This is a genomic window from Syntrophobacterales bacterium (assembly GCA_019429105.1).
Taxonomy (GTDB): domain Bacteria; phylum Desulfobacterota; class Syntrophia; order Syntrophales; family UBA5619; genus DYTH01.
Map to the genome: position 1 here is coordinate 1 of JAHYJE010000020.1, position 24,550 is coordinate 24,550.

At 48.9% G+C, this 24,550-nt stretch carries 27 protein-coding genes; 21 read left to right on the forward strand and 6 right to left on the reverse strand.

What is annotated here, in order from left to right:
* The coding region (locus K0B01_08295; protein ID MBW6486129.1) for a hypothetical protein at nucleotides 1–213 on the reverse strand (213 nt) is incomplete at its 3' end.
* A gap of 350 nt (nucleotides 214–563) precedes the next feature.
* On the opposite strand from K0B01_08295, the gene K0B01_08300 reads away from it, so the two are divergent.
* The 12 genes from K0B01_08300 (at nucleotide 564) to K0B01_08355 (ending at nucleotide 12,802) form a co-directional block, all read left to right on the forward strand.
* Nucleotides 564–2,123 carry a type I restriction-modification system subunit M gene (locus K0B01_08300; protein ID MBW6486130.1) on the forward strand — a complete coding sequence of 520 codons (1,560 nt, stop codon included), beginning with the start codon at nucleotides 564–566 and terminating at the stop codon, nucleotides 2,121–2,123.
* 1 nt (nucleotide 2,124) lies between these two features.
* Nucleotides 2,125–3,150: a virulence RhuM family protein gene (locus K0B01_08305; protein MBW6486131.1), complete on the forward strand. Its 1,026-nt coding sequence runs from the start codon at nucleotides 2,125–2,127 to the stop codon at nucleotides 3,148–3,150.
* Nucleotides 3,147–4,412 carry a restriction endonuclease subunit S gene (locus tag K0B01_08310; protein MBW6486132.1) on the forward strand — a complete coding sequence of 422 codons (1,266 nt, stop codon included), beginning with the start codon at nucleotides 3,147–3,149 and terminating at the stop codon, nucleotides 4,410–4,412. The genes K0B01_08305 and K0B01_08310 overlap by 4 nt, the downstream gene beginning before the upstream one ends.
* A complete protein-coding gene (locus K0B01_08315; GenBank protein MBW6486133.1) occupies nucleotides 4,399–7,452 on the forward strand; it encodes a type I restriction endonuclease subunit R in 3,054 nt (1,017 codons plus the stop codon). Before K0B01_08310 ends, K0B01_08315 begins: the two co-directional genes overlap by 14 nt.
* Before the next feature lie 112 nt (nucleotides 7,453–7,564).
* Nucleotides 7,565–8,413 (forward strand): MBL fold metallo-hydrolase, encoded by an 849-nt coding sequence (locus K0B01_08320; GenBank protein MBW6486134.1) that lies wholly within the window; start codon nucleotides 7,565–7,567, stop codon nucleotides 8,411–8,413.
* Nucleotides 8,414–8,543: 130 nt separating this feature from the next.
* Nucleotides 8,544–9,212, forward strand: coding sequence for a hypothetical protein (locus K0B01_08325; protein ID MBW6486135.1), 669 nt, complete (start codon nucleotides 8,544–8,546; stop codon nucleotides 9,210–9,212).
* 100 nt (nucleotides 9,213–9,312) lie between these two features.
* Nucleotides 9,313–9,603 (forward strand): type II toxin-antitoxin system RelE/ParE family toxin, encoded by a 291-nt coding sequence (locus K0B01_08330; GenBank protein MBW6486136.1) that lies wholly within the window; start codon nucleotides 9,313–9,315, stop codon nucleotides 9,601–9,603.
* A gap of 9 nt (nucleotides 9,604–9,612) precedes the next feature.
* A complete protein-coding gene (locus K0B01_08335; protein ID MBW6486137.1) occupies nucleotides 9,613–9,963 on the forward strand; it encodes a putative addiction module antidote protein in 351 nt (116 codons plus the stop codon).
* Nucleotides 9,964–10,012: 49 nt separating this feature from the next.
* Nucleotides 10,013–11,305, forward strand: a complete 1,293-nt coding sequence (locus tag K0B01_08340; protein MBW6486138.1) for a thermonuclease family protein — start codon at nucleotides 10,013–10,015, stop codon at nucleotides 11,303–11,305.
* Nucleotides 11,306–11,998 (forward strand): MjaI family restriction endonuclease, encoded by a 693-nt coding sequence (locus K0B01_08345; GenBank protein ID MBW6486139.1) that lies wholly within the window; start codon nucleotides 11,306–11,308, stop codon nucleotides 11,996–11,998.
* A gap of 115 nt (nucleotides 11,999–12,113) precedes the next feature.
* Complete coding sequence (locus tag K0B01_08350) at nucleotides 12,114–12,614, forward strand: zeta toxin family protein (protein ID MBW6486140.1); 501 nt, start codon at nucleotides 12,114–12,116, stop codon at nucleotides 12,612–12,614.
* Nucleotides 12,611–12,802 (forward strand): hypothetical protein, encoded by a 192-nt coding sequence (locus K0B01_08355; GenBank protein MBW6486141.1) that lies wholly within the window; start codon nucleotides 12,611–12,613, stop codon nucleotides 12,800–12,802. Before K0B01_08350 ends, K0B01_08355 begins: the two co-directional genes overlap by 4 nt.
* 225 nt (nucleotides 12,803–13,027) lie before the next feature.
* Here the strand turns inward: K0B01_08355 and K0B01_08360 are convergent, their stop codons facing one another.
* Nucleotides 13,028–13,564, reverse strand: coding sequence for an ATP-binding protein (locus K0B01_08360; GenBank protein MBW6486142.1), 537 nt, complete (start codon nucleotides 13,562–13,564; stop codon nucleotides 13,028–13,030).
* The gene (locus K0B01_08365) at nucleotides 13,557–14,003 is read right to left on the reverse strand and encodes a hypothetical protein (protein MBW6486143.1); all 447 of its coding nucleotides are present in this window, start codon (nucleotides 14,001–14,003) and stop codon (nucleotides 13,557–13,559) included. Before K0B01_08365 ends, K0B01_08360 begins: the two co-directional genes overlap by 8 nt.
* 70 nt (nucleotides 14,004–14,073) lie before the next feature.
* On the opposite strand from K0B01_08365, the gene K0B01_08370 reads away from it, so the two are divergent.
* From K0B01_08370 to K0B01_08410, 9 genes are all read left to right on the forward strand, one after another.
* Nucleotides 14,074–15,678, forward strand: coding sequence for an acyl--CoA ligase (locus tag K0B01_08370; protein ID MBW6486144.1), 1,605 nt, complete (start codon nucleotides 14,074–14,076; stop codon nucleotides 15,676–15,678).
* Nucleotides 15,679–15,805: 127 nt separating this feature from the next.
* A complete protein-coding gene (locus tag K0B01_08375) occupies nucleotides 15,806–16,885 on the forward strand; it encodes a TRAP transporter substrate-binding protein (protein ID MBW6486145.1) in 1,080 nt (359 codons plus the stop codon).
* Entirely contained in the window at nucleotides 16,885–17,367 is a 483-nt protein-coding gene (locus tag K0B01_08380; GenBank protein MBW6486146.1) for a TRAP transporter small permease, read from the forward strand. Before K0B01_08375 ends, K0B01_08380 begins: the two co-directional genes overlap by 1 nt.
* Entirely contained in the window at nucleotides 17,364–18,665 is a 1,302-nt protein-coding gene (locus K0B01_08385; GenBank protein ID MBW6486147.1) for a TRAP transporter large permease, read from the forward strand. The genes K0B01_08380 and K0B01_08385 overlap by 4 nt, the downstream gene beginning before the upstream one ends.
* Nucleotides 18,666–18,798: 133 nt before the next feature.
* Nucleotides 18,799–19,080, forward strand: a complete 282-nt coding sequence (locus K0B01_08390) for a hypothetical protein (protein ID MBW6486148.1) — start codon at nucleotides 18,799–18,801, stop codon at nucleotides 19,078–19,080.
* Entirely contained in the window at nucleotides 19,004–19,297 is a 294-nt protein-coding gene (locus tag K0B01_08395) for a hypothetical protein (protein ID MBW6486149.1), read from the forward strand. The genes K0B01_08390 and K0B01_08395 overlap by 77 nt, the downstream gene beginning before the upstream one ends.
* A 59-nt stretch (nucleotides 19,298–19,356) precedes the next feature.
* A complete protein-coding gene (locus K0B01_08400; protein ID MBW6486150.1) occupies nucleotides 19,357–20,124 on the forward strand; it encodes a glucose 1-dehydrogenase in 768 nt (255 codons plus the stop codon).
* Nucleotides 20,125–20,183: 59 nt separating this feature from the next.
* A complete protein-coding gene (locus tag K0B01_08405) occupies nucleotides 20,184–20,948 on the forward strand; it encodes a ubiquinone/menaquinone biosynthesis methyltransferase (GenBank protein MBW6486151.1) in 765 nt (254 codons plus the stop codon).
* Nucleotides 20,949–20,958: 10 nt separating this feature from the next.
* Entirely contained in the window at nucleotides 20,959–21,513 is a 555-nt protein-coding gene (locus K0B01_08410; protein MBW6486152.1) for an HDIG domain-containing protein, read from the forward strand.
* Between the two features lie 49 nt (nucleotides 21,514–21,562).
* Here the strand turns inward: K0B01_08410 and K0B01_08415 are convergent, their stop codons facing one another.
* Genes K0B01_08415 through K0B01_08425 form a run of 3 tightly spaced genes read right to left on the reverse strand, consistent with a single transcriptional unit; the run spans nucleotide 21,563 to nucleotide 24,543 of the window.
* Nucleotides 21,563–22,564, reverse strand: coding sequence for an electron transfer flavoprotein subunit alpha/FixB family protein (locus K0B01_08415; protein ID MBW6486153.1), 1,002 nt, complete (start codon nucleotides 22,562–22,564; stop codon nucleotides 21,563–21,565).
* A gap of 2 nt (nucleotides 22,565–22,566) precedes the next feature.
* Nucleotides 22,567–23,391 (reverse strand): electron transfer flavoprotein subunit beta/FixA family protein, encoded by an 825-nt coding sequence (locus K0B01_08420; protein ID MBW6486154.1) that lies wholly within the window; start codon nucleotides 23,389–23,391, stop codon nucleotides 22,567–22,569.
* Between the two features lie 3 nt (nucleotides 23,392–23,394).
* Nucleotides 23,395–24,543, reverse strand: a complete 1,149-nt coding sequence (locus K0B01_08425) for an acyl-CoA dehydrogenase family protein (GenBank protein ID MBW6486155.1) — start codon at nucleotides 24,541–24,543, stop codon at nucleotides 23,395–23,397.
* Nucleotides 24,544–24,550: the final 7 nt, after the last annotated feature.

Genomic DNA, 24,550 nt, shown 5'->3' on the forward strand with positions numbered 1-24,550 from the left:
CCCCGACTGAACGGCGGCGGATTTGAAAAACCACCGCAGGGATGCGCGCACCGAATCGGTTTCTTGCCCCTCTCCTTCGATATGATGCAGAAAATCCAGAACGGACTCCACGGAAGCCCGGCGACTGTTTGCCTTGAGAAACTTCAGCCAGGCAAAGATGTCCTGTTCCATCCCGTTCCTTTTGGAGGGATCGCCGATTTCCGAATCCAACACCTCGCGCCATCGCGGAAACGAGACGGGAGCATGTGCAGTAACGCCGACTTTGTCTTCTTGCTTTTCCATACAGGCGAAAATAACAGATCGCGTACCACAACTCAAGATGTTTCCGTCAGTTTCATGCAGATCATAACATACTGATAGTATAGAAGTCTGTACCAATATTTTTCCTTGACACGCGGGAATGTAAATGCTCTATTGCCCAGCGCCGGTTGATCGGCTTTCCAAACGTTCTCCAAGACAATCAGCTTTGGCCCAATTATACTGTTATCTGTAAAAAATAATTTTTGCCGTGCCGGAATGTTGTACTATGGAAAAAGAAATAGCCCATAACATAGGATAATTTAATGATAAAAGAACAAGAACGCGCCGAATTGCATCGCGCTATCTGGCAGATCGCCAATGATCTGCGCGGCAGCGTGGACGGCTGGGACTTTAAGCAATATGTTTTGGGGATGCTTTTTTATCGCTTCATCAGCGAGAATCTCACCAGCTACCTCAATGAAGACGAGCGGCGCAGTGGCGATAAAGATTTTGACTACGCCAAGCTTTCAGACAAAGAGGCGGAGTTCGGCCGGGCCGATACGGTAAAGGAAAAAGGATTCTATATCTTGCCGGGCGAGCTTTTTGTCAATGTCCGCGCCAAAGCACGCCATGACGCCAATCTCAATGAAACGCTGGCCGCGGTATTCCGCAACATTGAAAATTCGGCCAAAGGTTCGGACAGCGAGGATGATCTCAAAGGCTTGTTTGATGATCTTGATGTGAATGCCAACAAACTCGGCAACACGGTAGAAAAAAGAAACCAAAAACTGGTGAAGCTTTTGGAGGCGATCGGTGACCTGCGGCTGGGCAATTACTACGACAACACGATTGACGCCTTTGGCGACGCCTATGAGTTTTTGATGACAATGTATGCTGCAAATGCTGGAAAATCCGGCGGGGAATTCTTTACCCCGCAAGAAGTTAGCGAACTTCTCGCTGAGATAACAACTGTTGGCAAAAAAGAGGTAAATAAAGTATACGACCCCGCCTGCGGTTCTGGCTCTTTACTCCTCAAGTTCGTAAAAGTTCTCGGCAAAGAAAATGTACGGCAAGGATTCTTTGGGCAGGAAATCAATCTCACTATCTACAACCTCTGCCGTATCAATATGTTTTTGCACGATATCAACTACAATCACTTTGATGTTGCCAACGGCGATACGCTAACCGATCCGAAGCACTGGGATGATGAGCCCTTCGACGCAATAGTTTCCAATCCTCCGTATTCCATCAGGTGGGAAGGCGACAGCAATACGCTTCTTATCAATGACCCGCGTTTTTCACCGGCAGGAGTATTGGCGCCAAAGAGCAAGGCCGATCTCGCCTTTACCATGCACATGCTCTCTTGGCTTTCCACCAGCGGAACAGCGGCGATCGTTGAATTTCCTGGAGTGCTGTATCGTGGCGGCGCGGAGCAAAAGATTCGCAAATATCTCGTAGATAACAACTACATTGATACCATAATCCAGCTTCCGCCCGATCTTTTCTTTGGCACGACCATTGCCACCTGCGTCATCGTGCTTAAAAAAAGCAAGAAAGATAACAAAATACTGTTTATAGACGCGTCAGCCGAATTTGTCCGCGGAGGAAACAAAAACAAACTGAGCGATGAAAACCGCGCCAAGATCCTGGAGGCGTTTACCAAGCGCGCGGACAGGGAGCATTTTGCCAAGCTGGTGGGCAATAAGACCATTGAAGAAAACGACCACAACATCGCGGTATCCACCTATGTGGCGCAAAAAGACACCCGCGAGGCAATTGATATTGTAAAGCTCAACGCCGAGATCAAAGGCATTGTTGCCCGACAGAACGAACTGCGCAAGGCGATTGATGAAATAGTAAGCGCTATTGAGGGGACGAAATAATATGAAAAACGACGAACTAAAAAACGAAATAATCATTTATACGGGCGACAATGGTAAGTCGAGTGTTGAAGTACGCATGCAGGGCGAAACGGTATGGCTCACCCAAAAACAACTCGCCGAGCTTTTTGATACGACGAAACAAAATATCAGCCAGCATATAAACAACATTCTCAAGGACGGCGAATTACAGACAGATTCAGTTGTAAAGAAAATATTGACAACTGCCGATGACGGCAAAAAGTACCAAACGGATCATTACAATCTGGACATGATTATTTCTCTCGGGTATCGCATCAGCTCGCGCATCGCTACCAATTTTCGCATCTGGGCAACGGAACGACTGAAAGAATACATTGTTAAAGGCTTTACCATGGACGACGAGCGGCTCAAAGGCACGGGCGGCGGGAATTACTGGAAGGAACTGCTCGACCGCATTCGCGATATCCGCAGCAGTGAAAAAGTGCTGTATCGGCAGGTGCTCGACCTCTACGCAACCAGCGCGGACTATGACCCAAACGCGAAAGAATCCACGCAGTTTTTCAAGATCGTGCAAAACAAACTGCACTACGCCGCGCACGGACACACTGCCGCTGAGGTGATCGCCAAACGCGCCGACGCGGGTCAACCGTTCATGGGTCTGCTCACTTTTTCCGGCGGAGAAGTCACCCGGAAAGATATCGGCATCGCCAAAAATTATCTCGCCGAAAATGAGCTGAAAAAGCTCAATAACATCGTTTCCGCCTATTTTGACCTCGCGGAAGTAAAAGCCATGAATCAGGACCCGATGCGCATGAAGGACTGGATCGCGCAACTCGACCGGCTGATACAGACTTTTGACGGCAAGCTGCTGGACAATGCCGGCGCTGTAAGCCACGAGCAGGCGCTGCAAAAAGCCGAAACCGAGTACAAGAAATATCAGTCCGCAGCCATCAGCGTTGTGGAACGGGACTATCTGGAAACCCTGAAGAAGGCGGAGAAAAAACTGAAGAAGGGCCGAAGAATCAAAAAGCCGGGTTCTGAGTCATGAAGATCATCATGAATAAACCTTTGAATAAAATCGAAAAACTGATCGCCGAGCTTTGTCCCGAGGGGGTGGAGTACTCTGAGCTTAAGAAGGTCACTCTGCGCACGACCAACATCAAATGGGCTGATGTGGATGGTGAAAAGTTCAGATATATCGACCTTACATCTGTTGATCGGGTTACGCACGCAATCGCCGAGGCCCAGACTATCACCAGCGAAAATGCACCAAGCAGAGCACAACAAATAGTTCGCGAAGGGGATGTGATATTCGGAACGACGCGGCCAATGCTCAAACGGTACACGCTAATTCCAGCCGAATACGATGGCAACATATGTAGTACTGGCTATTGTGTTCTTCGACCAAACACAAAACGGGTACTTCCAAATCTCGTCTTCCATTTTCTTGGTACTGAATCGTTCTATGCCCATGTAGAAGCAAATGAGCGGGGTGCAAGTTATCCGGCAATTACAGATAGTGCGGTAAAGGCGTTTCTCATCCCCATTCCGCCCCTTGCCATCCAACAAGAGATCGTGAAAATTCTGGATACCTTTACCACGCTGGAGGCGGAGCTGGAGGCGGAGCTGGAGGCGGAGCTGGAGGCGCGAAAGAAGCAGTATGAGTATTATCGGGATGAGCTGTTGAATATAAGAGATGTTGAGTTCAAAAAATTAGGTGAAGTCGGATCTTTGATTAGAGGAAACGGCTTGCAGAAAAAAGATTTTGTTGAAGATGGAATTGGGTGCATACACTACGGCCAGATTTATACATATTACGGGACCTATGCCGACAAAACGAAAACGTTTGTTTCGCCAGAATTAGCAAAGAAATTAAAAAAGGCTCAGAAGGGCGATGTGCTAATATCAGGTGTGAGTGAAAATATTGAGGATGTATGTAAACCCTTGGGTTGGCTCGGTGATGAGATTTGTATTAGCGGAGATATGTTTGCATTTCGCCATAATCAAAACACTAAATTCATAACTTACTTATTACAGACAACAAATTTCAAAAGATACAAAGAGCGATTTGCGCATGGGGCTAAAGTAATTCGTGTAAAACAAGATAAAATTCTTGATTATAAAATCCCCATCCCGCCTCTTGCCGAACAAGAACGCATCGTTGCCATTCTCGACAAATTCGACGCTCTGGTGACTGATATTTCGGTCGGCTTACCGGCTGAACTCAATGCCCGGCGTAAACAATACGAATACTACCGAAACAAGCTGCTGACTTTTGAGCCATTGGAAAAAGACCATGCCAACCAATAGCCGATACAATTTAGTCGCGGAAAATCCGCAAAGCACGGTGGTGGCGGAATACCAGGCCATTTACCGTACTTCCAAAACATACCAGAGCGAGGCGGAGCTGGAGCGCGCCTTTATTGCGCAGTTAGAGTCACAGGCGTATGAGTTTCTGCCCATTACTTCCGAAGCTGATCTGGTGCTCAACCTGCGTAAACAGCTTGAAAAGCTCAATGATTTCAGCTTTTCCGATACCGAATGGGAAAGGTTTTTTACCGGCGAGATCGCCAATCCCAACCAGAGTATCGCCGAAAAAACAGCCACTATTCAGGAAGATTACATCAAAAATCTAAAAAGAGATGACGGAACAGTTAAAAATGTCTATTTGCTCCGCAAAGACAAAATCCACGAAAACAGTTTGCAGGCGATCAACCAATACACCACCGAAGAAGGGCAAAGAGCCAACCGCTACGATGTAACGGTGCTGGTCAACGGCCTGCCACTCGTGCATATTGAACTCAAGCGGCGCGGGGTGGCGATCCAGGAAGCGTTCAATCAGATCAACCGCTACCAGCGCGAGAGTTTTTGGGCTGGCTCCGGGCTCTTTGAGTATGTGCAGATATTTATTATCTCCAACGGCACGCACACCAAATACTACAGCAACACCACGCGCTGGGAACATATCAAAGAATCAAGCGAAGGCGCCGTCAAAAAAGGGAAACGCTCCAGCAACAGCTTTGAATTCACGAGCTGGTGGGCGGACGCGACCAATAGGCCTATTACCGACCTTGTAGATTTTGCCAAAACCTTTTTTGCCAAGCACGCGCTTCTCAATATCCTCACCCGCTACTGCGTGTTTACCACTGACAAACAGCTTTTAGCGATGCGGCCTTATCAGATCGTGGCGACCGAGAAAATACTAAGCAGAATTGACGTCAGCACTAATTATAAAAAACTCGGCGCCGTTGAGGCTGGTGGTTACATCTGGCACACTACCGGCTCGGGTAAAACCCTGACCAGTTTCAAGACCGCCCAACTGGCGAGCAAATTGCCCTATGTTGATAAAGTGCTTTTTGTGGTTGACCGCAAAGACCTTGATTATCAGACCATGCGCGAATACGACAAATTTGAAAAAGGGGCGGCCAACAGCAATACCAGTACGGCGATTTTGAAACGCCAACTGGAAGACACAAACGCGCGCATTATTATCACCACTATTCAAAAACTTGACGGGTTCATCGGCCGCAACAAAGGGCATACTATTTTCAATGGTCATATTGTGCTGATCTTTGATGAATGCCACCGCTCGCAGTTCGGTGAAATGCACTCCGCCATTACCAAGGCGTTTAAAAACTACCATCTCTTCGGGTTTACCGGCACGCCGATCTTTGCCGTGAATGCTTCTTCAGGCAGCCGTCCCGATTTTAAGACCACCGCGCAGGCTTTTGGCGATAAATTGCACATCTATACCATTGTGAATGCCATTGCCGATAAAAATGTTTTGCCGTTTAAAGTGGATTATATTTCCACCGTGCGCGAAGCAGAAGACATTGAAGATAAGAAAGTCCGCGACATCGACCGCGAAGCAGTGCTTGCCGCGCCGGAGCGTTTAGCAAATATTGTTCAATATATCCGCGACCATTTTGATCAGAAAACCAAACGGAACAGCTTTTACAAACTCAAAGACCGCAGACTGGCAGGGTTTAACTCCATTTTCGCCGTTTCTTCCATTGATGTGGCCAAAAAATACTACGCTGAATTCCAGAGACAGCTAACAGAGGCGCCGAGCGATAAAAAACTCAAAGTAGCGCTTATTTACAGCTTTGGTGTAAACGAGGAAGAAATTGACGGTGTGACAGATGAAAACTCCGAAGACACCAGTGGATTGGACAAGAGCTCAAGGGATTTTCTTGAGAATGCCATCAAAGACTACAACGCCATGTTTGGGACTTCGTATGACACCTCTTCCGACAAATTTCAGAATTACTATAAAGATGTCAGCGAGCGGGTGAAAAATCGTGAGGTTGATATTCTTCTGGTGGTCAATATGTTTTTGACCGGCTTTGACGCGACTACGCTCAATACCTTGTGGGTGGATAAAAACCTGCGTTTGCATGGTTTGTTGCAGGCGTATTCGCGTACCAACCGCATCTTAAACACCGTCAAGACGTTCGGAAACATTGTTTGCTTCCGCAATCTGGAAAAAGCGACCAATGAATCCATTGCCCTCTTTGGCGATAAGGAAGCCAGCGGGATTGTGCTGTTAAAATCGTATGACGAGTACTACAACGGCTACAAAGACGGCGACAAGGAAGTCCGTGGATATACCAGTATAGTCAAAGAGCTTTTGGCAAAATTTCCCGTTGACGAGCGAATTATAGGGGAACAAAATCAAAAGGATTTCATCAGGCTCTACGGCGCGATTTTGCGTGTGAGAAATATCTTGGTTACTTTTGACGAATTTAACGGCAACGAAATTTTAACCGAGCGGGACATTCAGGATTATCACAGCGCCTACATTGACCTCTATAACGAGTTTCGCAAGACATGTGAAGGCGAGAAGGAAAACATCAACGATGATCTCGTGTTTGAAATGGAGCTCATTAAACAGATTGAGATCAACATTGATTATATTTTAGGGCTTGTTAAAAAATACCACGAAGACCACATCAAGAACCACGAACTGCTCATTGACATTAATAAAGCAATTGATTCAAGCGTTGAACTGCGCAACAAAAAAGACCTCATCAACCAGTTTATCGCTTCGCTTGATATCCATTCGGTCGTGGATGAAGACTGGCAGAAGTATGTGGAAAAGAAAAAAATAGAGGAACTGGACGAGATTATTAAGCAAGAAAATCTTGATCACGACGAAACCTATAAATTTGTGCGCAACGCGTTTCGTAACGGCAGTGTTGCAACCACGGGCACTGCTTTAGCCAAGGTTCTGCCGCCTGTATCACGCTTTTCTCCCGGAGGAGAGCGTTCCAAAAAACGCGAGAGCGTTTTGGACAAATTGATACGCTTTTTTGAGCGATTTTTTGATATTTCCAGTGGGGTGTTGTAGTAAGAACAGATAACCAGGCGCTGCACCGGACGGCAATTCCGCTACGTTTCATTGCCGCCGGTGAGCTTAGTCGTTGAGCCTCAAAGGCTGCAGCATAAGGAAGGATCGACTCATGAAAATTACTACCTTGATTGAAAACAGAGAGAGCATCACTGAACCGGGCCTTACTTCAGAATGGGGTTTATCTTTGTATATTGAGTTTAAAAATCATTCGATTCTTTTTGATTTGGGGGCTTCTGGTGCATTTGTCGATAATGCTAAGCATTTGTCTATAAAGGTCGATTCCGTTGACGTGGCGGTTCTGTCACACCATCACTTTGACCATGGCGGAGGTCTTAAACGTTTTTTTGAGCTGAATTCCAATGCCAAGGTGTATCTTGCGAATGCGCCTGAGGGTGAGTGTTACATCAAGATTATGGGGTTTTTGAAAAAATATATCGGCTTGGATCGTGCCATCATGGATCATCACCGGGATCGCTTCGAGTTCGTCGGCAAACCCACTGAAATTCTTCCCGATGTTTTTATCTTTCCCAAAATCATTGACACGCATCCTAAACCCCTTGGGAATAAACAGCTTCACTTGAAAACCGAAGGAAGGCTGGTACCTGATGTGTTCTCTCATGAAATTGTGATGGCCGTCAAAGAGAACGGAAAGCTGGTAATTTTCACCGGCTGTTCGCATAACGGTATCCTCAACATGATCGATACTGTAGCAAGAGAGTTTGAGGGGGTCCCTATCAAGGCGGTCATCGGTGGATTTCATCTTGTGGCCTTGCCGCCGTTCAATTTTATGGCGAGGAAAAGGAAGGATATTGAAAATATGGGAAAATCAGTTTTGAACTATCCCGTTGAGGTAACATATACAGGGCATTGCACAGGCAAAAAGGCATTTAACGTCCTAAAGTCCGTAATGGGCGACCGGATCAAGGATATGCAGACAGGGAGTAGTTTTGATATTTAATCAAAGTGAGCTGTTGACAAGCCAAAACAGCCCCCCTATACTCCGCTCGCCGAAACGCAATATCTTATCAAAAGCCGGCTCCCAGTGAGCCGTATGTTGGGCATAACATTATTCAAAGGAGGATGATTATATGAACATACCGTTTACTGTCGAGCAATTCTTCGATGTTTTTAGAATTTACAACGTAGCCATATGGCCTGCTCAGGTAGTGGCATATTTGCTGGGTTTCATTGCGCTTGCGCTGGCGATTCGCCAAAACAAATTATCTGGCCAGGTCATTTCGGGAATTCTGGCACTGTTCTGGATCTGGATGGGTGTGTTTTACCACATCGTTTATTTCAGTCCTATCAACCCAATCGCCCGTATTTTCGGAGTCTTCTACATTCTTCAGGGGCTGCTTTTCCTTATAGTAGGCACATTTTACGGAAAACTTTCCTTTCGTTTCAGCTACAAGCCCATTCCAATTCTGGGGGGCTGCTTCATTTTATATGCGATGGCAGTTTACTCACTCCTTGGAATGACTTTTGGGCATAACTACCCTTCAGCACCCATATTCGGGGTTGCCCCATGTCCTACGACTATCTTCACTTTCGGCATATTGCTTTGGGCGACAACGAAGGTTCCTGTTTATCTGCTCATCATTCCTTTTCTTTGGTCGATCGTTGGAATGAGCGCCGCCATCAGTTTAAAAGTCCCTCAAGACTACGGTCTTGTGCTTGCCGGGGTTCTTGGGACAGCCTTGATCCTGATTCAGAATCGCAAAGCCAAAATACTGGCCCAACGAATAACAAGCGTTTGAAGCCGACCTCGTAAACTCGGCGGCTCAATCGTAATGTTGGGCATAAATATTGATTCAAGAATCTATTGACAAAGCGTAGCCATTGGGCTACAGTGATAGCATGATTGAAATTCGCAAAACCGAAATATTCGCCGAGTGGATTGATAGTCTGGAAGATATTAGAGGTCGTGCTCGCATACAGGCAAGAATTGAAAGACTGGCTATGGGCAATCCCGGAGATGTTAAGCCCGTGGGAGAAGGAGTTTCGGAAATGCGTATTGATCATGGTCCAGGCTATCGGGTTTATTACATCAAGCGTGAGCGCACGGTGATAATCCTGCTGGCGGGTGGAGACAAAAAGTCACAGGCAAAAGATATTAAAAACGCACTTCGCTTGGCAAAAAATTTGTAGGAGTTAATTATGGCAAGAACAGTTACAACAAAATATGATGTATCCGAGCACCTTCGCACACCTCAAGAAATGGCCGCTTATCTGGAAATGTGCATTGAGGAATCAAAAGGTGATGCGGCCTTTATTGCAAAGGCATTAGGAGACATTGCAAAAGCTAAAGGTATGTCTCAGGTTGCGCGTGACGCCGGATTATCACGCGAGAGCTTATATAAAGCTCTGTCCGGTGAAAGAAGTCCGGGATTTGATACTGTTCTTAAAGTAATTGGTGCCTTGGGTATCAAGTTGCATGCGGCCGCTGTGCATTCGCCCAAATTAGCTACCCAACAAAAGCAATCCAGCCGATCGCTACGCTCCGGCTGATTTTTTCGTTGGGCAAAAGACATAAATAGATTATGTTATACTATAGGCAATGGAGAACTCAGTGCAAACTATTCATAAAATAATAAACGGCGACAGCCGGCAAATGAACTGCTTAGCCGATAAATCAATTCATTTGGTAATCACATCCCCCCCATACTGGCAATTAAAAGACTACGGGACTGAAAATCAGATCGGTTATCACGAAAGTTATGAAAGTTATATCAATAATCTGAATCTCGTCTGGAAGGAGTGTCACAGGGTATTACACCCCGGCTGCAAACTTTGCATCAACATCGGAGACCAGTTCGCCCGGTCAGTTTATTATGGCCGGTATAAAGTGATTCCAATAAGAACCGAAATAATTAAATTTTGTGAAACATTAGGGTTTGACTACATGGGAGCCGTTATCTGGCAGAAAGTCACCACCTGCAATACGACCGGCGGCGCCACGATAATGGGCAGTTTTCCATATCCCCGCAATGGCATTTTGAAGCTTGATTATGAATTTATTCTGCTTTTTAAAAAACAAGGCGTTTCATCAGCGCCGACTAAGGAACAAAAAGAACATTCAATAATAACAAAAGACGACTGGAATACTTATTTTTCAGGGCATTGGTACTTTGCAGGGGCAAAGCAGGACGGACACATTGCTATGTTTCCAGAAGAGTTGCCTGCCCGCCTGATAAAAATGTTTTCTTTTTCCTGCGAAACGGTTTTGGACCCGTTCCTCGGCAGTGGGACAACTGCACTTGCCGCCCGTAATTTAAGCCGTAGTTCTGTCGGCTATGAAATCAATTCGGCCTTTCTTCCGATAATTAAAAATAGGCTGAATGTGGGGCAATCCGATATTGCATCCACCAAATACATATTTCTGAAGGATAGCGTTAAAACCGACCTGAATAAAGAAATCGAAAAGCTGCCCTATATCTTCAAAGACCCTCATAAACTCGATAAGAAGATAGACCCTAAGAAGCTTCTATTCGGTTCAAAAATTGATAAAGACAGCGGTGAAAGAGAAGTCTACTATTCTGTAAAAGAAGTAATCAGTCCTGAGTTGTTGAAGCTGGATAATGATTTGGCTGTTCGCCTTATCGGTGTAAAAGAAAACGGGGCGACTAATGGACAGGCGATCAGATTTCTGATCGACAAAACAAAGGGCCAAAAAGTATTTATAAAGTTCGACAGTCAGAAATATGATGAAGGGAACAACCTTCTTTGTTATCTATATCTGCAGAACAAGACTTTTATCAATGCCCATATAATCAAGGAAGGTTTGGTTGACGTTGACAACATAACCGACTTTAAATACAAAAACAAATTTCTAATCCTGCAGAGGCATTAAGTGGCAAAAAAACAAAGATATTCCATGGAATTTGGCAAAAAGGAAAAAGTTCTGAATTATGCCAACCAAACCTACCAGTTATCAAGGTCCAATAAAGTCGGAGCGGTAATGGCCCTTATTAGGGAATGCCAGCCAAAAACAATTCAAGAATGGGAACGATGGTATTTTGAAAACGCATATACAGTCTCAAAGGCGCCGACTAAAATTCCCCCAGGGTCTTTGCGAGAACTTGGCGAACGGCTTTACGAGAAAATAACAGAAGTAGTTATTCCTGAATGGCAAGCGGCATTCAGTCAACTGACGCTTCAGGATTGCATTGATTACATTTACAATCTTACCGTCAATAGGACCTTTGACGGTTTCCTTCGGGAGAAGTCTGTTGTTAATGACGGATTATCCAAAATATTTCCAGACATAATTTTTGAGGAATCAGATTCTGAACTTGACCACGCGGGAGACATCGACTATGTGGCAAAAGTTGATAATAGAGCATTTGGAATTCAAATCAAGCCATTGACAGCGAAAGCAAACTTCGGCAATTATTCTCCAACTGAAAGAATGAAAAACAGTTTCTCAGGATTTGAAGAGCAATACGGTGGCAAAGTATTTATAGTCTTCAGCTTGGATGGAGAAATCGGGAATAAAGAAGTGATTGAACAGATTCGGAGGGAAATAGAACGACTGAAAAAATAGATACCCGCCCAACAAATCGCTTAAGACGGACGTGGCGGAACTGCCGCCACGCCACTTAGCTCCGCCGTTCTCTGAAGAAAAAGGGACATAAAAATTGATTAAAAGGTGTTATATATTGGCCGGGCCTAATGGAGCTGGCAAAACGACATTTGCAAATGAATTTCTTCCTGTAGAAGCGGAATGTCTAAATTTCATAAATGCCGACCTTATCGCTCAAGGCCTTGCCCCCTTTCAACCCGCGAAAATGGAGATTGAGGCCGGCAGGATAATGATTAGACAGATCAATGACTATGTAAAGAAGAATGAATCATTTGCATTTGAGACAACACTGAGCGGTAAAGGGTACGAAAGAAAAATAAGAGAATGGAAGGAACAAGGATTTGAAATTATAATTTATTTTTTGAGACTTCCCTCCGTCGAGTTCGCCATTGAGCGGGTGAAGTTGAGGGTTGCCAAAGGCGGGCACAATGTCCCCGAAATAGATATTAAGCGACGTTTTGAAAGAAGCTGGAGTAATTTCAACGAAATTTACAAAAAATTGGCTGATTCCTGGGTAATTTTCGACACATCAGGCGATTTCCCTGTGATCATAGACGAATCGGAGAAAAATTTATGACTGAACATAATAAATACGCCCTAATCGGATTGAAAGCCTTGCGTCGGGCGGCAGAAAAAGTCGCGGCTGATGCCAAGAAGCATCATTACAAAATTCCTGTATGGAATAATGACCGTATTGAGTACAAAGTTCCGGGCATTGTCACCGAACAAGGCGCTCCAGCCGACGCTCGTTCCTCGCGCGGCTGAGCTTTTCGTTAGCAATAAAAAGGAACCACACAACATGATTGGGTTTTGGGTTGTAAATCTTCTGATCCCCGGCGAACTGCGTATTCCGCTGATTCCGCCACTCGATTCCGAAGGAATCCGCCACCCGGTTCCGATCCAAGTCTCCAGGGTGTTCCGATTGATTCCGCCACCCCTGGTCGGAGCGTAGCTACGCTGGTTTTTTAGCTCTTTCTCATAACTGATCTTTCAGGTCAAGCCGGCATATTTTTTTCTCAGCGAGCCTCCTTTCACAGACAGGTTTATCTTATGGGCATTATGGATCAACCGGTCAAGGATGGCATCGGCAATGGTGGAATCGCCGATCTGTTCATGCCAGTTCTCCACGGGGAGTTGGCTGGTGACGATGGTGGAGGCATGGCCGTGCCTTTCTTCAACGACCTCCGGGAGGTCTCTTCGTTCGGCATCGTTCATGGGAGCGAGGCCGAGATCGTCAATCACCAGGACATGGGCCTTGGCAAGTTTGTTGATGGTTTTGCCGTAGCTTCCGTCTCCCTTGGCCAGCGCCATCTGGTATGAGAACTTGGGGGAACGGATGTAGAAGGCGCGGTATCCTTCCATGCGGTTGTTTTCCTTCCATGTCCACTGGCGATCTACGATGAGTCCGAAACGTTCTGCGAAGGAAAGCCTGTCCATATCCGGCTGTTTGATCTGATCGGCGAAGGCGTCCGCCATGCCCGTCAGTTTCAGTTCATACAGTTTGTTGATGGTCTGTTGATTAAGCATGGGTCACCTCCTTCTGCTGGTAATATTCCCGGCCCCGGATGTTGTAATGGATGATCGGTTTTTCAGCAGAGGGGGTTTCCGGCAGCTCCTGTTTGTCAAGGCTGGTTTTCAGGATCGATTCGACGCTCTTGTAGCTGTAGGCTTTCAGAAGCAGGGCGCGACCACAGGCGGCCTCCACCCGTTCGGGCGAATACCGTTTTACCAGCCTCATGATGCCTAGGCAGGAGCGGAAACCCTGCTCCGGATGCTTGCGGTTCTCCATGATAAAGGAAGTCAGCTTTCGGGTGTTGGTACCGTTTTTACCCGCCCAGTCCATGATCCGGGAGGGGGTCCATTCCAGATATTTCTGATGGGCCTTGGGCATATGTTCCGTAAGCGTTGTGTGCTTATATTTTTCGTAACTGCGCGGATGAACGGCAACGCGACGGTTCTTGAACAATACTTCTACGGTGGTGGTCGTTACCCAGGGTGAATTTTAGCAACCAATTTGCGAATGTTGAGGAGGATTAATGAGTAATTACGATAATATGTCAATGGGGCAGATTCTTGAAACCGGCGCCCGGCAGGCGCCTGCGAAGGTAGCGGTAATAGATGGGCAACGTCGCGTTACCTATCAAGAGCTGAACAACCTGGCGGACGCATTTGCCGCGAGCCTGGCTGACCAGGGGTTCAAAAAGGGCGACCGGGTTGTCATGTACATGAAGAATTCCCTGGAATTCATCGTCATTTTTTACGCCCTCCAGAAACTTGGGGTGATAGTGGCCTGGGCTAATCCCAGCTACCGAAAAACCGAGGCCCATTTTATCCTCTCCAACTCGGAGGCGAAGGCGGTTTTTGTTTTCAAGAAATGGGAAGGCTATAATTATCTCGAAGCTTTACTGGAACTAAAAAACGAACTGCCACTGCTCCAATCCATTTTTGTGGTGGGAGACGCAGAGGTTGCAGGGGTATATACCTTCGACGCCATGATCAAAAATGGTCAGGGAAGGAAATATGCAAAACCCGAGATCAACCCTCAAACAGATCTCTCCATGTTTATTTACACATCCGGGACAACCGGCATGCCCAAAGGGACAATGATTACCCAGGCCCAGGCGGCGAAAGCAGGGATGCAGTATGCCCTCGGCGTCGGCGCTTCTTCGGAGGATGTCTTTATCGGCTTTCTGCCCATGTGTCACTCGTACGGATGCGGCTCCATTCTCATTCAGCCCTTCCTGCTTATGGCCAGCGTTGTTTTGCTGGAAAAGTTCAGTTGCAAGGATGCCTTTGAAATCATTCAAAGGGAGCGCGTCACTCTGCAGCTTGGCTCGCCGGCCCACTACCTGATGGAGCTGAATAATCCGGATCTGCGCAACTATGACCTTTCCTCCCTCAGGGCCGGCTTGATTGCCGGACAGATTGCGCCGGAGGGCCTGATCACCAAAGTGCACAACGATATGGGCGTTTATCTGACCACTTTTTGGGGCGCATCCGAAGTGGGCCCGGGTTTGGGCATCATCTGTCCTTATCCTTCTCCTCTGGAGACAAGGGAAAAATATATTGGCCTGCCCGTCGCCGGTACAGCCGTGCGCGTGGTGGATCCACTGACCAAAAAGGAAATGCCGGATGGGGAAATCGGCGAGCTTGCCTTGTCCGGATGGCACGTAATGAAGGGGTACTGGAAAAACCCGGAGGAAACGAGGAAGCAGATCGTGGACGGCTGGCTTTTCATGGGCGATCTTGTTTCCAAGGCGGCGGATGGCTACCTCAAAATCCATGGACGCATCAAGGATTTGATCAACCGCGGCGGTTTCAAAATTTCCCCCTATGAACTGGAATCCATTATTATGGAGCATCCCGCTGTGGAGCAGGCGTGCGTTGTCGCCACCCCGAATCCTGTTCTCGGTGAAAACATTTGCGCATGCGTCATTGCCAAGCCGGGGGCATCGTTGAGCCTGAAGGAGCTGCGAGAATTTCTCAAAGGCAAGGTCGCCCCCTTCAAGCTTCCTGACGAACTTTGCCTGTTGAATGACTTTCCCCGTCTCTCCGGGGGCGTCAAGATCAACAAGTTTGGCAAGGGCGGTCTCGTAGAACTGGCTCAGCAGGATGAGAAACGCGAAAAAGCCAGGGCTTAGGGTCTGGATTGCGAGGCCGAACACCACATTGACAACAAATAACAGCACTTGTATAGTACCGCGCAAAAGGGCTAACCTTATCAATCAATTTTTAATCGCACCATTAGCTACGAAAGGAGTATGCAAAATGAAAAAAGTAACCATCTTTGTGATCCTGGCGCTTTTCTCTGTAGTTCTTTTCTCTGCGCACGAAGCAGTTTCGGCGCCGGTAATCGAATTGAAATGGAGCAATTACTTCCCTGTCCCCGCCATGCAATCAAAGATCTGCGCGGAATTTATTAAGGAGATTGAGGCGAAAACTCAAGGCAAGGTGAAATTCTCCTATTTCCCGGCAGGAACGCTGCTGACCGCGCCCAAGATTTACGATGGCGTTGTCCAGGGAATCTCCGATATCGGCTTGTCCAATCTTTCCTATACCTATGGGCGCTTCAATGTGACAGAGCTGCTGGACCTGCCGCTCGGTTTCCCCAATGCGTGGATTGCCAACCATGTGGCGAACGATTTTATCAGAAAATTCAGTCCCAAGGAATGGGACAAGGTTCATGTCCTGGCGCTGCATTCATCCCCGGTCAATGTTATGATGACAGTGTCAAAGCCTGTAAACAAGATGGAAGATCTGAAAGGCTTGACCGTAAGGGGTCAGGGATACATTGGCGAGGTTGCAGCAGCCCTGGGAGCTACGCCCAGGGCGATCGCCACGCCTGAGACCTATGATGCGCTGCTCAAAAACGTTATCGGCGGTGTTTATCTGCCCATGGAGACAATGAGGGCCTTCCGGCTGGCAGAGGTGACAAAACATGTGACGGAGTGCTGGCCCGTTGGTCAGGTCTATACATTTTATCTTATTATGAACAAGGATACCTGGAATGGGCTGCCGGAAGATGTGAAAAAGGTCTTCAATGAATATCCGTTTGAGGAAAAATTTGCAAACACCTGGAATGCGATTGACATAGACGGAAAAAGCCTGGGGATGGGGAAAAAACTCGATTTTATCCAGCTTTCACCGGATGAGGCCAACAGATGGATCAAAGCCTCGGAAACAGTTGTAGAGAAATATGTAAAATCTTTGGTAGCCAAGGGCTTTAAGGAAACGGAAGTGCGGGGATGGATAAATTTTACCAAGGAGCGGATAACTTACTGGACAGCAAAACAGCGGGAGCTCAAGATCAAATCCTCGACAGGACCTGATGATATAAGGATCAAATAGTGAACAGGTTTGAAGAATTCGTAAGGGATGTGAGCAGGTACTTCGAATTGGCAGGGGTTGTGGGTTTGCTTGCCATGTTCTTGGTGAATCTGATTGATGTTGTCGGGGCCAAGCTGTTCCAATGGCCCCTCCCCGGGGCCCTTGAGGTAATAAGTTTTTCACTGCTTGTTGCCATAGCCCCTGCCATCGCTCATGGTCTTTTTTTGGGAGTGCATTTGAGGATAGATTTTATTATCCAAAAGTTTCCCAAAACCCTGAGGAGCGTATTGGATACTTTGGTGTCCATCTTTTGCATGATTCTGTTCATTTTAATCTTCTGGAAGGCGTTGGAGTATGGATATTCCCTGCAAAAAGCAGGCGAGATTGGATCTTCATCAAAAATTCCCTTCTTTCCTTTTGCCTATATCCTGGCGATAAGCTGCGTCCCCGCTGTTCTCTACTTTGTTCTTGAAACAATAAAATCGGTAAAGGGGAGACCATGAGCGCAACTTCAATAGGAATAATCGGCATCGTTTTGATCCTTGCCCTTTTTGTGATCAGGATGCCCATTGCTTTTTCGCTGGCCTTCGTGGGCTTTTGGGGAATCACCTATATTACGTCCCTCAAAACAGGGCTGGCCATCCTCCCCCGCGATATTTTCGAGCAGTTGACGTCTTATTCAATAAGCGCTATTCCCATGTTCATTCTGATGGGATATTACGCCTTTTCTGCGGGGCTGGGCGCGAGGCTGTATGAGGCCGCTTATAAGGTTATGGGACACATCCGAGGCGGCCTTGCCATAGCGACCATCTTCGCCTGTGCCGCCTTCGGCGCCATCTGCGGCTCCTCAACGGCGACTGCGGCCACAATGGGCAAACTTGCCATCCCCACCATGAAAAAGTATGGTTATAACGATGCCTTGTCCACCGGCTGCGTCGCCTGTGGCGGGACGCTGGGAGTGCTTATCCCTCCCAGCGTCATCTTTCTCATCTATGGCTTTATGACGGAGCAGTCGATCGGGAAACTCTTTATCGCCGGAATTCTTCCGGGCATTATCCTGGCCATTTTTATGAGCCTTGCCGCGTATCTCGTGTGTCTTAAAAATCCAGCATCTGGGCCAAGGGGGCCGAAGGCTGATTTTAAAGACAAGGTAACGTCCATTATTAAGGTATTTGATGTCCTGGTGCTCTTTTTTGTAGTTATAGGCGGCCTGCTTTATGGTTTTTTCACGCCCACGCAGGCAGGGGGAGTAGGGGCTGCAGGCGCCCTTATTATCGGTCTTTTACGAAGAGAACTGACCTGGAAAGGCTTCATTGACAACACGGTGGAGTCGTTAAGGACATCATGCATGATCATTACCATCATCGCCTGCGCGACAGTCTTTGGTAAATTCATGACCTTGGCGCGGATCCCCTTTGCCCTTGCCAGTTGGGTTTCTTCCCTGGCTATCCCGCCCATTGCCACCATCTTCGTTATCCTGCTTATTTACATCGTCGGCGGCTGCTTTATCGATGCCATCCCGCTAATCATTCTGACCATTCCGATTCTTTATCCGATTGTCACCGCTCTCGGCTATGATCCCATCTGGTTTGGCGTCATCATTGTCCTGTTGACCTGCATAGGTGTCGTAACGCCGCCGGTGGGGGTAAACGTCTATGTAGTCAAGGGCATAGCCAAGGATATACCTTTAGAGACAATATTCCAAGGCATATTGCCTTTCCTCCTGGCCATGATTCTTACCGCCGTTGTCCTGATCGCTTTCCCGTCATTGGTCCTTATCTTGCCTAATCTGGTACAGTAGCAGCGGGCAGCATCTCCAATCCCGCGCTGAAAGGAAAGGCCAAGGAAAACCGCCGGACCGGAGTCGAGTCGGGGATGTTCCGGGATGCGGCGTTGATTTTAGATGATATCTGTTTCCGGAAGGGGATAAAGATATGGAGGGGTTCATTGCATCCGACAGGGAATCCGCTGATTTTGTCAAGCGGAAACTGCATGAATTAATCGTCTTGACGGAGATGAACAAAGAGATTCACTCCACCATGAACATTAACCAGCTCTTCCAAATCCTTATCCAAAAAGTTGGCGTGGGCGTAAACTTCGAGCGGTGCCTGCTTTACCTGCTTAGTGATAGAAGTCCTGTTGGGGTATTCCTGGCCCGGCAATGTTCGCGAGCTGGAAAATGTAGTAGAAAGGTTGGTCGTCGTTTCCAGGAATGATACAATAACAGTGGATGACCTGCCCAGGGAACTATGGGCCAACTCAAACATTGCCCATCCACAGGCAAAACACTTAAACGAGGCAATCCAGGCGTTCAAAAAAAATATGGTTATTCAGACCCTGAATGCGGCAGGCGGGAAAAAATCGAGGGCCGCCGATATTTTAGGTTTGCCGAGATCCAATTTTTCCAGGCTGCTTAAGTCTTTGAATCTTTAAGTCTGGCGCCTGTCAGGGGCTGCCTGCACAGGCAATAAGGGCGGTTAAGGAAGGGGAACATGAATACTTTGGAATTGTTCAGACTTGACGGTCGAGTGGCTCTGGTTACAGGCGGCGCCCAGGGGTTAGGACAGGACATAGCTCTGACGCTCGCGCAGAGCGGCGCATCCCTGATTGTTGCCGACCTGACCATGGCGGAGGAAACGGTAAAACAGGCCGAGGCGATCGGGGCTCGCTGCATGGCGATCAAAGCGGATATTTCTCGGGAGAGCGATGTTGAGAAGCTGACGCGGCAGGCAATAGGCGAATACGGAAAGGTCGATGTACTTGTAAATAATGCGGGGATTTCCCAGCTTAACTACATACCGACTGAGGATGCCGCACTTGATGAATGGGATAAAGTCATTGCCGTCAATCTGCGCGGGACGTATTTGTGCTGCAGGCACATCGGGAAAGAAATGATCAAAAACGGCGGCGGCAGCATAGTGAACATATCAACCACCGCCGGCATAACTGGCGTAGCGCGGGCGCCTGCCTATTGCGCCTCCAAAGCAGGGGTGCTTCTCCTGACGAAGAGTCTCGCGCTTGAGTGGGCTCGCCACAATATCCGTGTCAACGCCATTGCCCTGCACTACATAGAAACCGCATTATCCGAGGGGTTGAGAGCGTCAGAAAAGGTTTATAAAGGCCTGATAAAACAGATACCTCTCAGACGTTTTGGCAAGACTTCCGAGATCGTGGGAGTAGCTCTGTTACTGGCTTCGGATGCCTCGAGTTATATGACGGGCAGTGTGGTCGCGGTCGATGGCGGATATCTGGCTCAATAGTTATTTACTTTATTTTCCCTTTCATAGGTAAGGGCGACAAGAACAGAAGGAAGCATAAAATGGAAGAAAAACAGCGTCATGCCGCCAATCGCGGCAGCTACCCGGAGGTAACTGGGATTAACCGGGACGAGCATATCGGGATGGTCAGGGAAATCTTTGCGACCATCCCCGGCAGATACGATTTTTTAAACCACCTGCTGAGCCTCCGCCGGGATGTTGCCTGGCGCCGTTTCACAATCAAAAAGATGCGTTTTTTCCATACATATAAGCTGCTGGACGTGGCTACCGGAACAGCCGATATGGCAATCGAGGCCGCCCGGATTCATCCGGGAATAACAGTGCAGGGGATAGATTTTGTAGCCGAAATGCTGTCCCCAGGGAAAAGGAAAATAGCAGCGCGGGGGCTTGCGGAGCGGGTTCGGCTGCTGCAGGCAGACGCGACGGCCTTGCCGTTTGACGATGAAAATTTTGACGCGACATCGGTCGCCTTCGGCATCCGCAACATCCCGGAAAGGATCGTCGCCCTGAGGGAGATGCGGCGCGTTCTTGTCCCCGGCGGCAGGGCCTACATCCTGGAATTGAACGCCCCCCAGAACCGGCTCTGGCGAAAGGCATTCGCCCCGTACCTGCTGCGCGTGCTGCCGCGCGTCGCCCGCCTCTTCACCCGCAATCCGGCTGCATATCTCTACCTCGCTGATTCGATAATCCATTTTCCGCCGCCGGGGGAGTTTCTCGCGATGATGAAAGAGGCCGGCTTTGTCGAGCTGGAGCACTTTTCGCTGACGCTGGGCATAACTTCCCTTTATATAGGCAAAAAACCTTGAAGGTGACGGCATGACAAGAGAGCAAGCGGAAGAACTGTTGAAGGCCCATGTGAAAAGCGAACGGATGCTGGCCCACAGCCTCGCCTCGGAGGCGGTTTTACGGTCCCTGGCAAGGCGTCTGGGGAGGGACGAAGAGGCGTGGGGGCAGGCGGGCCTCCTCCATGATATCGATATCGAAGATGTCGGGGGGGATCTCAACCGTCATGGTCTCGAGGCTGCGCCAATCCTGAGCAAAGCCGGCGTAGCGGACGAGATTGTCGAGGCGATAAAGATGCATAACGAAACCGCCGCCGGGAAGTTGCGGCATACGGAGCTGCAGCATGCCCTGGCCGCCGGAGAGACGATTACCGGGCTCATCACGGCAGTTGCCCTGGTCTATCCGGACAAAAAGATCGCCGGGGTCAAGGTGAAGTCGGTGACGAAGCGGATGAAGGAGAAGGCCTTTGCCGCCTCGGTAAACAGGGAGATAATCAGGGAATGCGAAAAAATTGGTCTGAGCCTTGACGAATTCGCCGGCCTGGCCGTTGCCGCGATGCAGGAAATCGCCGACCGCATCGGCCTCTGAAGGCCTCAGCCGCCGGCTAACCGGATTTCCCCGGCACCGGGGAAATTCCTCAGCCCCTGATCCGGCGTTTCAGCTCCGCAATGAGTGAGTTGCATATCTGACTGGCATCGGCAACGATCGCCACATCGGCCATTCTCATAATCGGCGCGTTGGGATTTTTATTGACCGCAATGATAAATTTGGCGTTGTTTATCGAAGCCGTATGCTGCATAGCCCCACTAATACCGAACGAAAACAGTATGTTAGGACGAATCTGCTTCCCCGCCTGTCCGACCATGGCCTCCCGCCCGACCCAGTTTAAATATACCACCGGACGCGTCGCGCCTACTTCGCCGCCCAGCAGTTCGGCGAGCTCGTAGAGCTTGGCAAACTTCTTCTTGTTGCCCATGCCGCGTCCCCCGCAAACAACAATTTTCGCATGCTCCAAATTATCTTCCTTTACCGGACACCGCTCCACGCTGATTATGCGGATGCGGTCGGAGGGCATATTTTCCGGCATCGGCACATTGACAATCTCGGCCGCGCGGGCGGCATCATGGGGAAGTTCCTGGAAGATTCCCGGATGGACGGTTGCCATTTGTGGCCGCCGCTCCGGAATAATAACCTCCGCGATCAGCTTGCCGCCAAAGGAAGGGGCGCGCTGCACAAGCAGACCCGTCTCATCGATGTCGAGGCCGATACAGTCTGCCGTCAGCCCTGTTCCGAGTCGCTTGGCCACATGCGGCGCAAATTCCCGGCCGAAAGCGGTGGCGCCGATTAGTATTATCTCCGGCTTTTCCCGTCTGGCCAGTCTCTCCATCAAAAAGGAATAGGTTTCCATGCTGTATTCGGCAAGCCGGGGATTGTCGGTCAGGTATATTCTGTCGGCGCCGTGGGAGATATATTCCTTGACGTATTCATCAACCCCGCTGCCGAAGACAATAACACTCACCTCGGCATCGATCTGTACCGCCAGTTCCCGCGCCCGGGCGATTAACTGGATAGTTACGCGATTTTGAAAGTAGTTCCGGTAGTCGCCAAAAATCCAGATGCCTCGTTTTTTTTCGGTCATTTTCAACTCTTATCCGTTTTCAAGTCCTTGCCGATCACGCCGCCGATGCGGTCGTCGAACAACATGAAAAGCTGATCAAGAATCCTTTTGGTCGTTCCGGTAAGAACAACATTTTCCCGGCCTGCCATCGGCGAATAGACGTTGCGCATTTTGGTGGCAGAACCCTTTGAGCCGATCCAGTCCTGATTCAGCCCCAGGGAGGCCGCATCCAGCATGACTATGTCGGATTCAGCAAAGGCCGCCTGGAATCCTCGCATCGATACATAACGGGGAACGGTTCCACCTGTGTTGAACGTGGCAAGTCCGGGAAGTTCCATCTCCATTTTCTCACAAAAATCGTCCTCGGTGCGGCGCACCCGCGCCTTGTTGCCGGTAATTTCCAGTTCATTCACATAGGCTACGCCGGGAATATCGAGTTCCTCGGCAAGTTGAGGGCCAACCTGGGCTGTTGAGCTGTCATTGGTCGAAGCCCCGCACAAAATCAGATCAAATTCGGGGATGTTTTTTTGGATTGCCTTTGCCAGGATCAAGGAGGTCGCATAGGTATCAGAACCTGCCATTTTGCGGTCGGAAATCAGGAACCCCTTGTCCGCGCCCAGGGCGATTGCCTCGCGGAGAACCTCCTCGGCAGAAGGCGGCCCCATGGTAACAGCGGTGATTCTGGCGCCGATTTTATCCCTGATTTTGAGCGCCGCCTCCAGCGCAAACCGGCAGGCCGGGTTCATCATCCCTTCCGACAATTCGCGCTTGAGACGCCCGGTATCGGGATCCCACGGAAGTTCCGATACTTGCGGAACCTGTTTGATACAAACTACCAGCTTCAGCATATCCTAAACCCTTTTGGCAAGCACCTCGCGGGAGATAACTATCCGCTGCACCTCGCTTGTCCCCTCGTAAAGTTCCGTAACCTTCGCGTCTCGGAAGTAGCGTTCCACGGCATATTCCTTGCTGTATCCGTACCCGCCATGAATTTGCACGGCTTTGTTCGCGACGCGCATGGCCATTTCACTGCAGAAAAGTTTTGCCATCGCCGCCGCCTCCCGCAAGGGGCTGCCGGAATCCTGCGCCGCGCAGGCACGGTACAGGAGAAGTCGCCCCGCATCGATATCCGTTGCCATATCGGCAAGATAATTCTGGATTGTCTGAAAAGAGGAAATAGGTTTCTTAAACTGCTGTCGCTCCTTGGAGTAGAGAACCGAATCATCAAACGCAGCCTGCGCAATTCCCATCGCCTGAGCGGCAATGCCGATGCGGCCGACATTGAGTGATTCCATCCCGATCCTGACACCTTCCCCTGGCTGGCCGAGCACATTTTTCGCCGGGACGCGGCAATTTTCCAGATAGATAGAGGAAACCGGGTTTGCCCTCATCCCGCAGAGTTCCTCTATCTCTCCGACTATGAAACCGGGGGTTTCCCTGTCAACTATGAACATCGTGGCGCCCCGCCGGGGGTTCTGATAATCGGTGGTGGCAAAGACCAGAGCGGTGCCGCAGATGCCCCCATTGGTCACGAAGATCTTTGTGCCGTTCAGTACATAATCATCGCCCTCGGGTGTCGCGCTTGTCTCCACGCCGCCCACGTCGGAACCGATACCGGCTTCCGTCATGCAGTATGCGCCTATCTTCTCACCGCGCACCATTCCCGGCAGGAACCGTTTTTTCTGTTCATCCGTTCCCCAGCGGTTGATCGGATGCAGGCAGATACTGTTGTGAATTGCCAGGCAAAGACCAACCGCCGCGCTTACGCGAGAAATTTCTTCAATGACGATCGCATAGCTGATCGAGTCCATATCAGCGCCGCCGAAAGCCTTGGGCACCTGCATGCCGAAGAGATCAAGGGGACGCATCTTCTCAATAACTTCCCAGGGAAATCTTGCCTCGCGATCGATATCGCGGGCGATAGGGCCGATCTCCGCCTCGGCAAACATACGCAACGCCTTACGGAGCGCCTTGTGTTTCATGGAAGGGTTAAAAAACAACGATCAA

Bases quoted from the DNA above. Each gene is read 5' to 3' on its own strand.
- K0B01_08355 (MBW6486141.1), top strand. From the start codon at position 12,611: ATGACTGAACATAATAAATACGCCCTAATCGGATTGAAAGCCTTGCGT.
- K0B01_08410 (MBW6486152.1), top strand. From the start codon at position 20,959: ATGACAAGAGAGCAAGCGGAAGAACTGTTGAAGGCCCATGTGAAAAGC.
- K0B01_08415 (MBW6486153.1), bottom strand. From the start codon at position 22,564: ATGACCGAAAAAAAACGAGGCATCTGGATTTTTGGCGACTACCGGAAC.
- K0B01_08385 (MBW6486147.1), top strand. From the start codon at position 17,364: ATGAGCGCAACTTCAATAGGAATAATCGGCATCGTTTTGATCCTTGCC.
- K0B01_08340 (MBW6486138.1), top strand. From the start codon at position 10,013: ATGGAGAACTCAGTGCAAACTATTCATAAAATAATAAACGGCGACAGC.
- K0B01_08390 (MBW6486148.1), top strand. From the start codon at position 18,799: ATGGAGGGGTTCATTGCATCCGACAGGGAATCCGCTGATTTTGTCAAG.
- K0B01_08325 (MBW6486135.1), top strand. From the start codon at position 8,544: ATGAACATACCGTTTACTGTCGAGCAATTCTTCGATGTTTTTAGAATT.
- K0B01_08335 (MBW6486137.1), top strand. From the start codon at position 9,613: ATGGCAAGAACAGTTACAACAAAATATGATGTATCCGAGCACCTTCGC.
- K0B01_08305 (MBW6486131.1), top strand. From the start codon at position 2,125: ATGAAAAACGACGAACTAAAAAACGAAATAATCATTTATACGGGCGAC.
- K0B01_08405 (MBW6486151.1), top strand. From the start codon at position 20,184: ATGGAAGAAAAACAGCGTCATGCCGCCAATCGCGGCAGCTACCCGGAG.
- K0B01_08310 (MBW6486132.1), top strand. From the start codon at position 3,147: ATGAAGATCATCATGAATAAACCTTTGAATAAAATCGAAAAACTGATC.
- K0B01_08370 (MBW6486144.1), top strand. From the start codon at position 14,074: ATGAGTAATTACGATAATATGTCAATGGGGCAGATTCTTGAAACCGGC.
- K0B01_08360 (MBW6486142.1), bottom strand. From the start codon at position 13,564: ATGCTTAATCAACAGACCATCAACAAACTGTATGAACTGAAACTGACG.
- K0B01_08315 (MBW6486133.1), top strand. From the start codon at position 4,399: ATGCCAACCAATAGCCGATACAATTTAGTCGCGGAAAATCCGCAAAGC.
- K0B01_08420 (MBW6486154.1), bottom strand. From the start codon at position 23,391: ATGCTGAAGCTGGTAGTTTGTATCAAACAGGTTCCGCAAGTATCGGAA.
- K0B01_08300 (MBW6486130.1), top strand. From the start codon at position 564: ATGATAAAAGAACAAGAACGCGCCGAATTGCATCGCGCTATCTGGCAG.
- K0B01_08375 (MBW6486145.1), top strand. From the start codon at position 15,806: ATGAAAAAAGTAACCATCTTTGTGATCCTGGCGCTTTTCTCTGTAGTT.
- K0B01_08320 (MBW6486134.1), top strand. From the start codon at position 7,565: ATGAAAATTACTACCTTGATTGAAAACAGAGAGAGCATCACTGAACCG.
- K0B01_08330 (MBW6486136.1), top strand. From the start codon at position 9,313: ATGATTGAAATTCGCAAAACCGAAATATTCGCCGAGTGGATTGATAGT.
- K0B01_08400 (MBW6486150.1), top strand. From the start codon at position 19,357: ATGAATACTTTGGAATTGTTCAGACTTGACGGTCGAGTGGCTCTGGTT.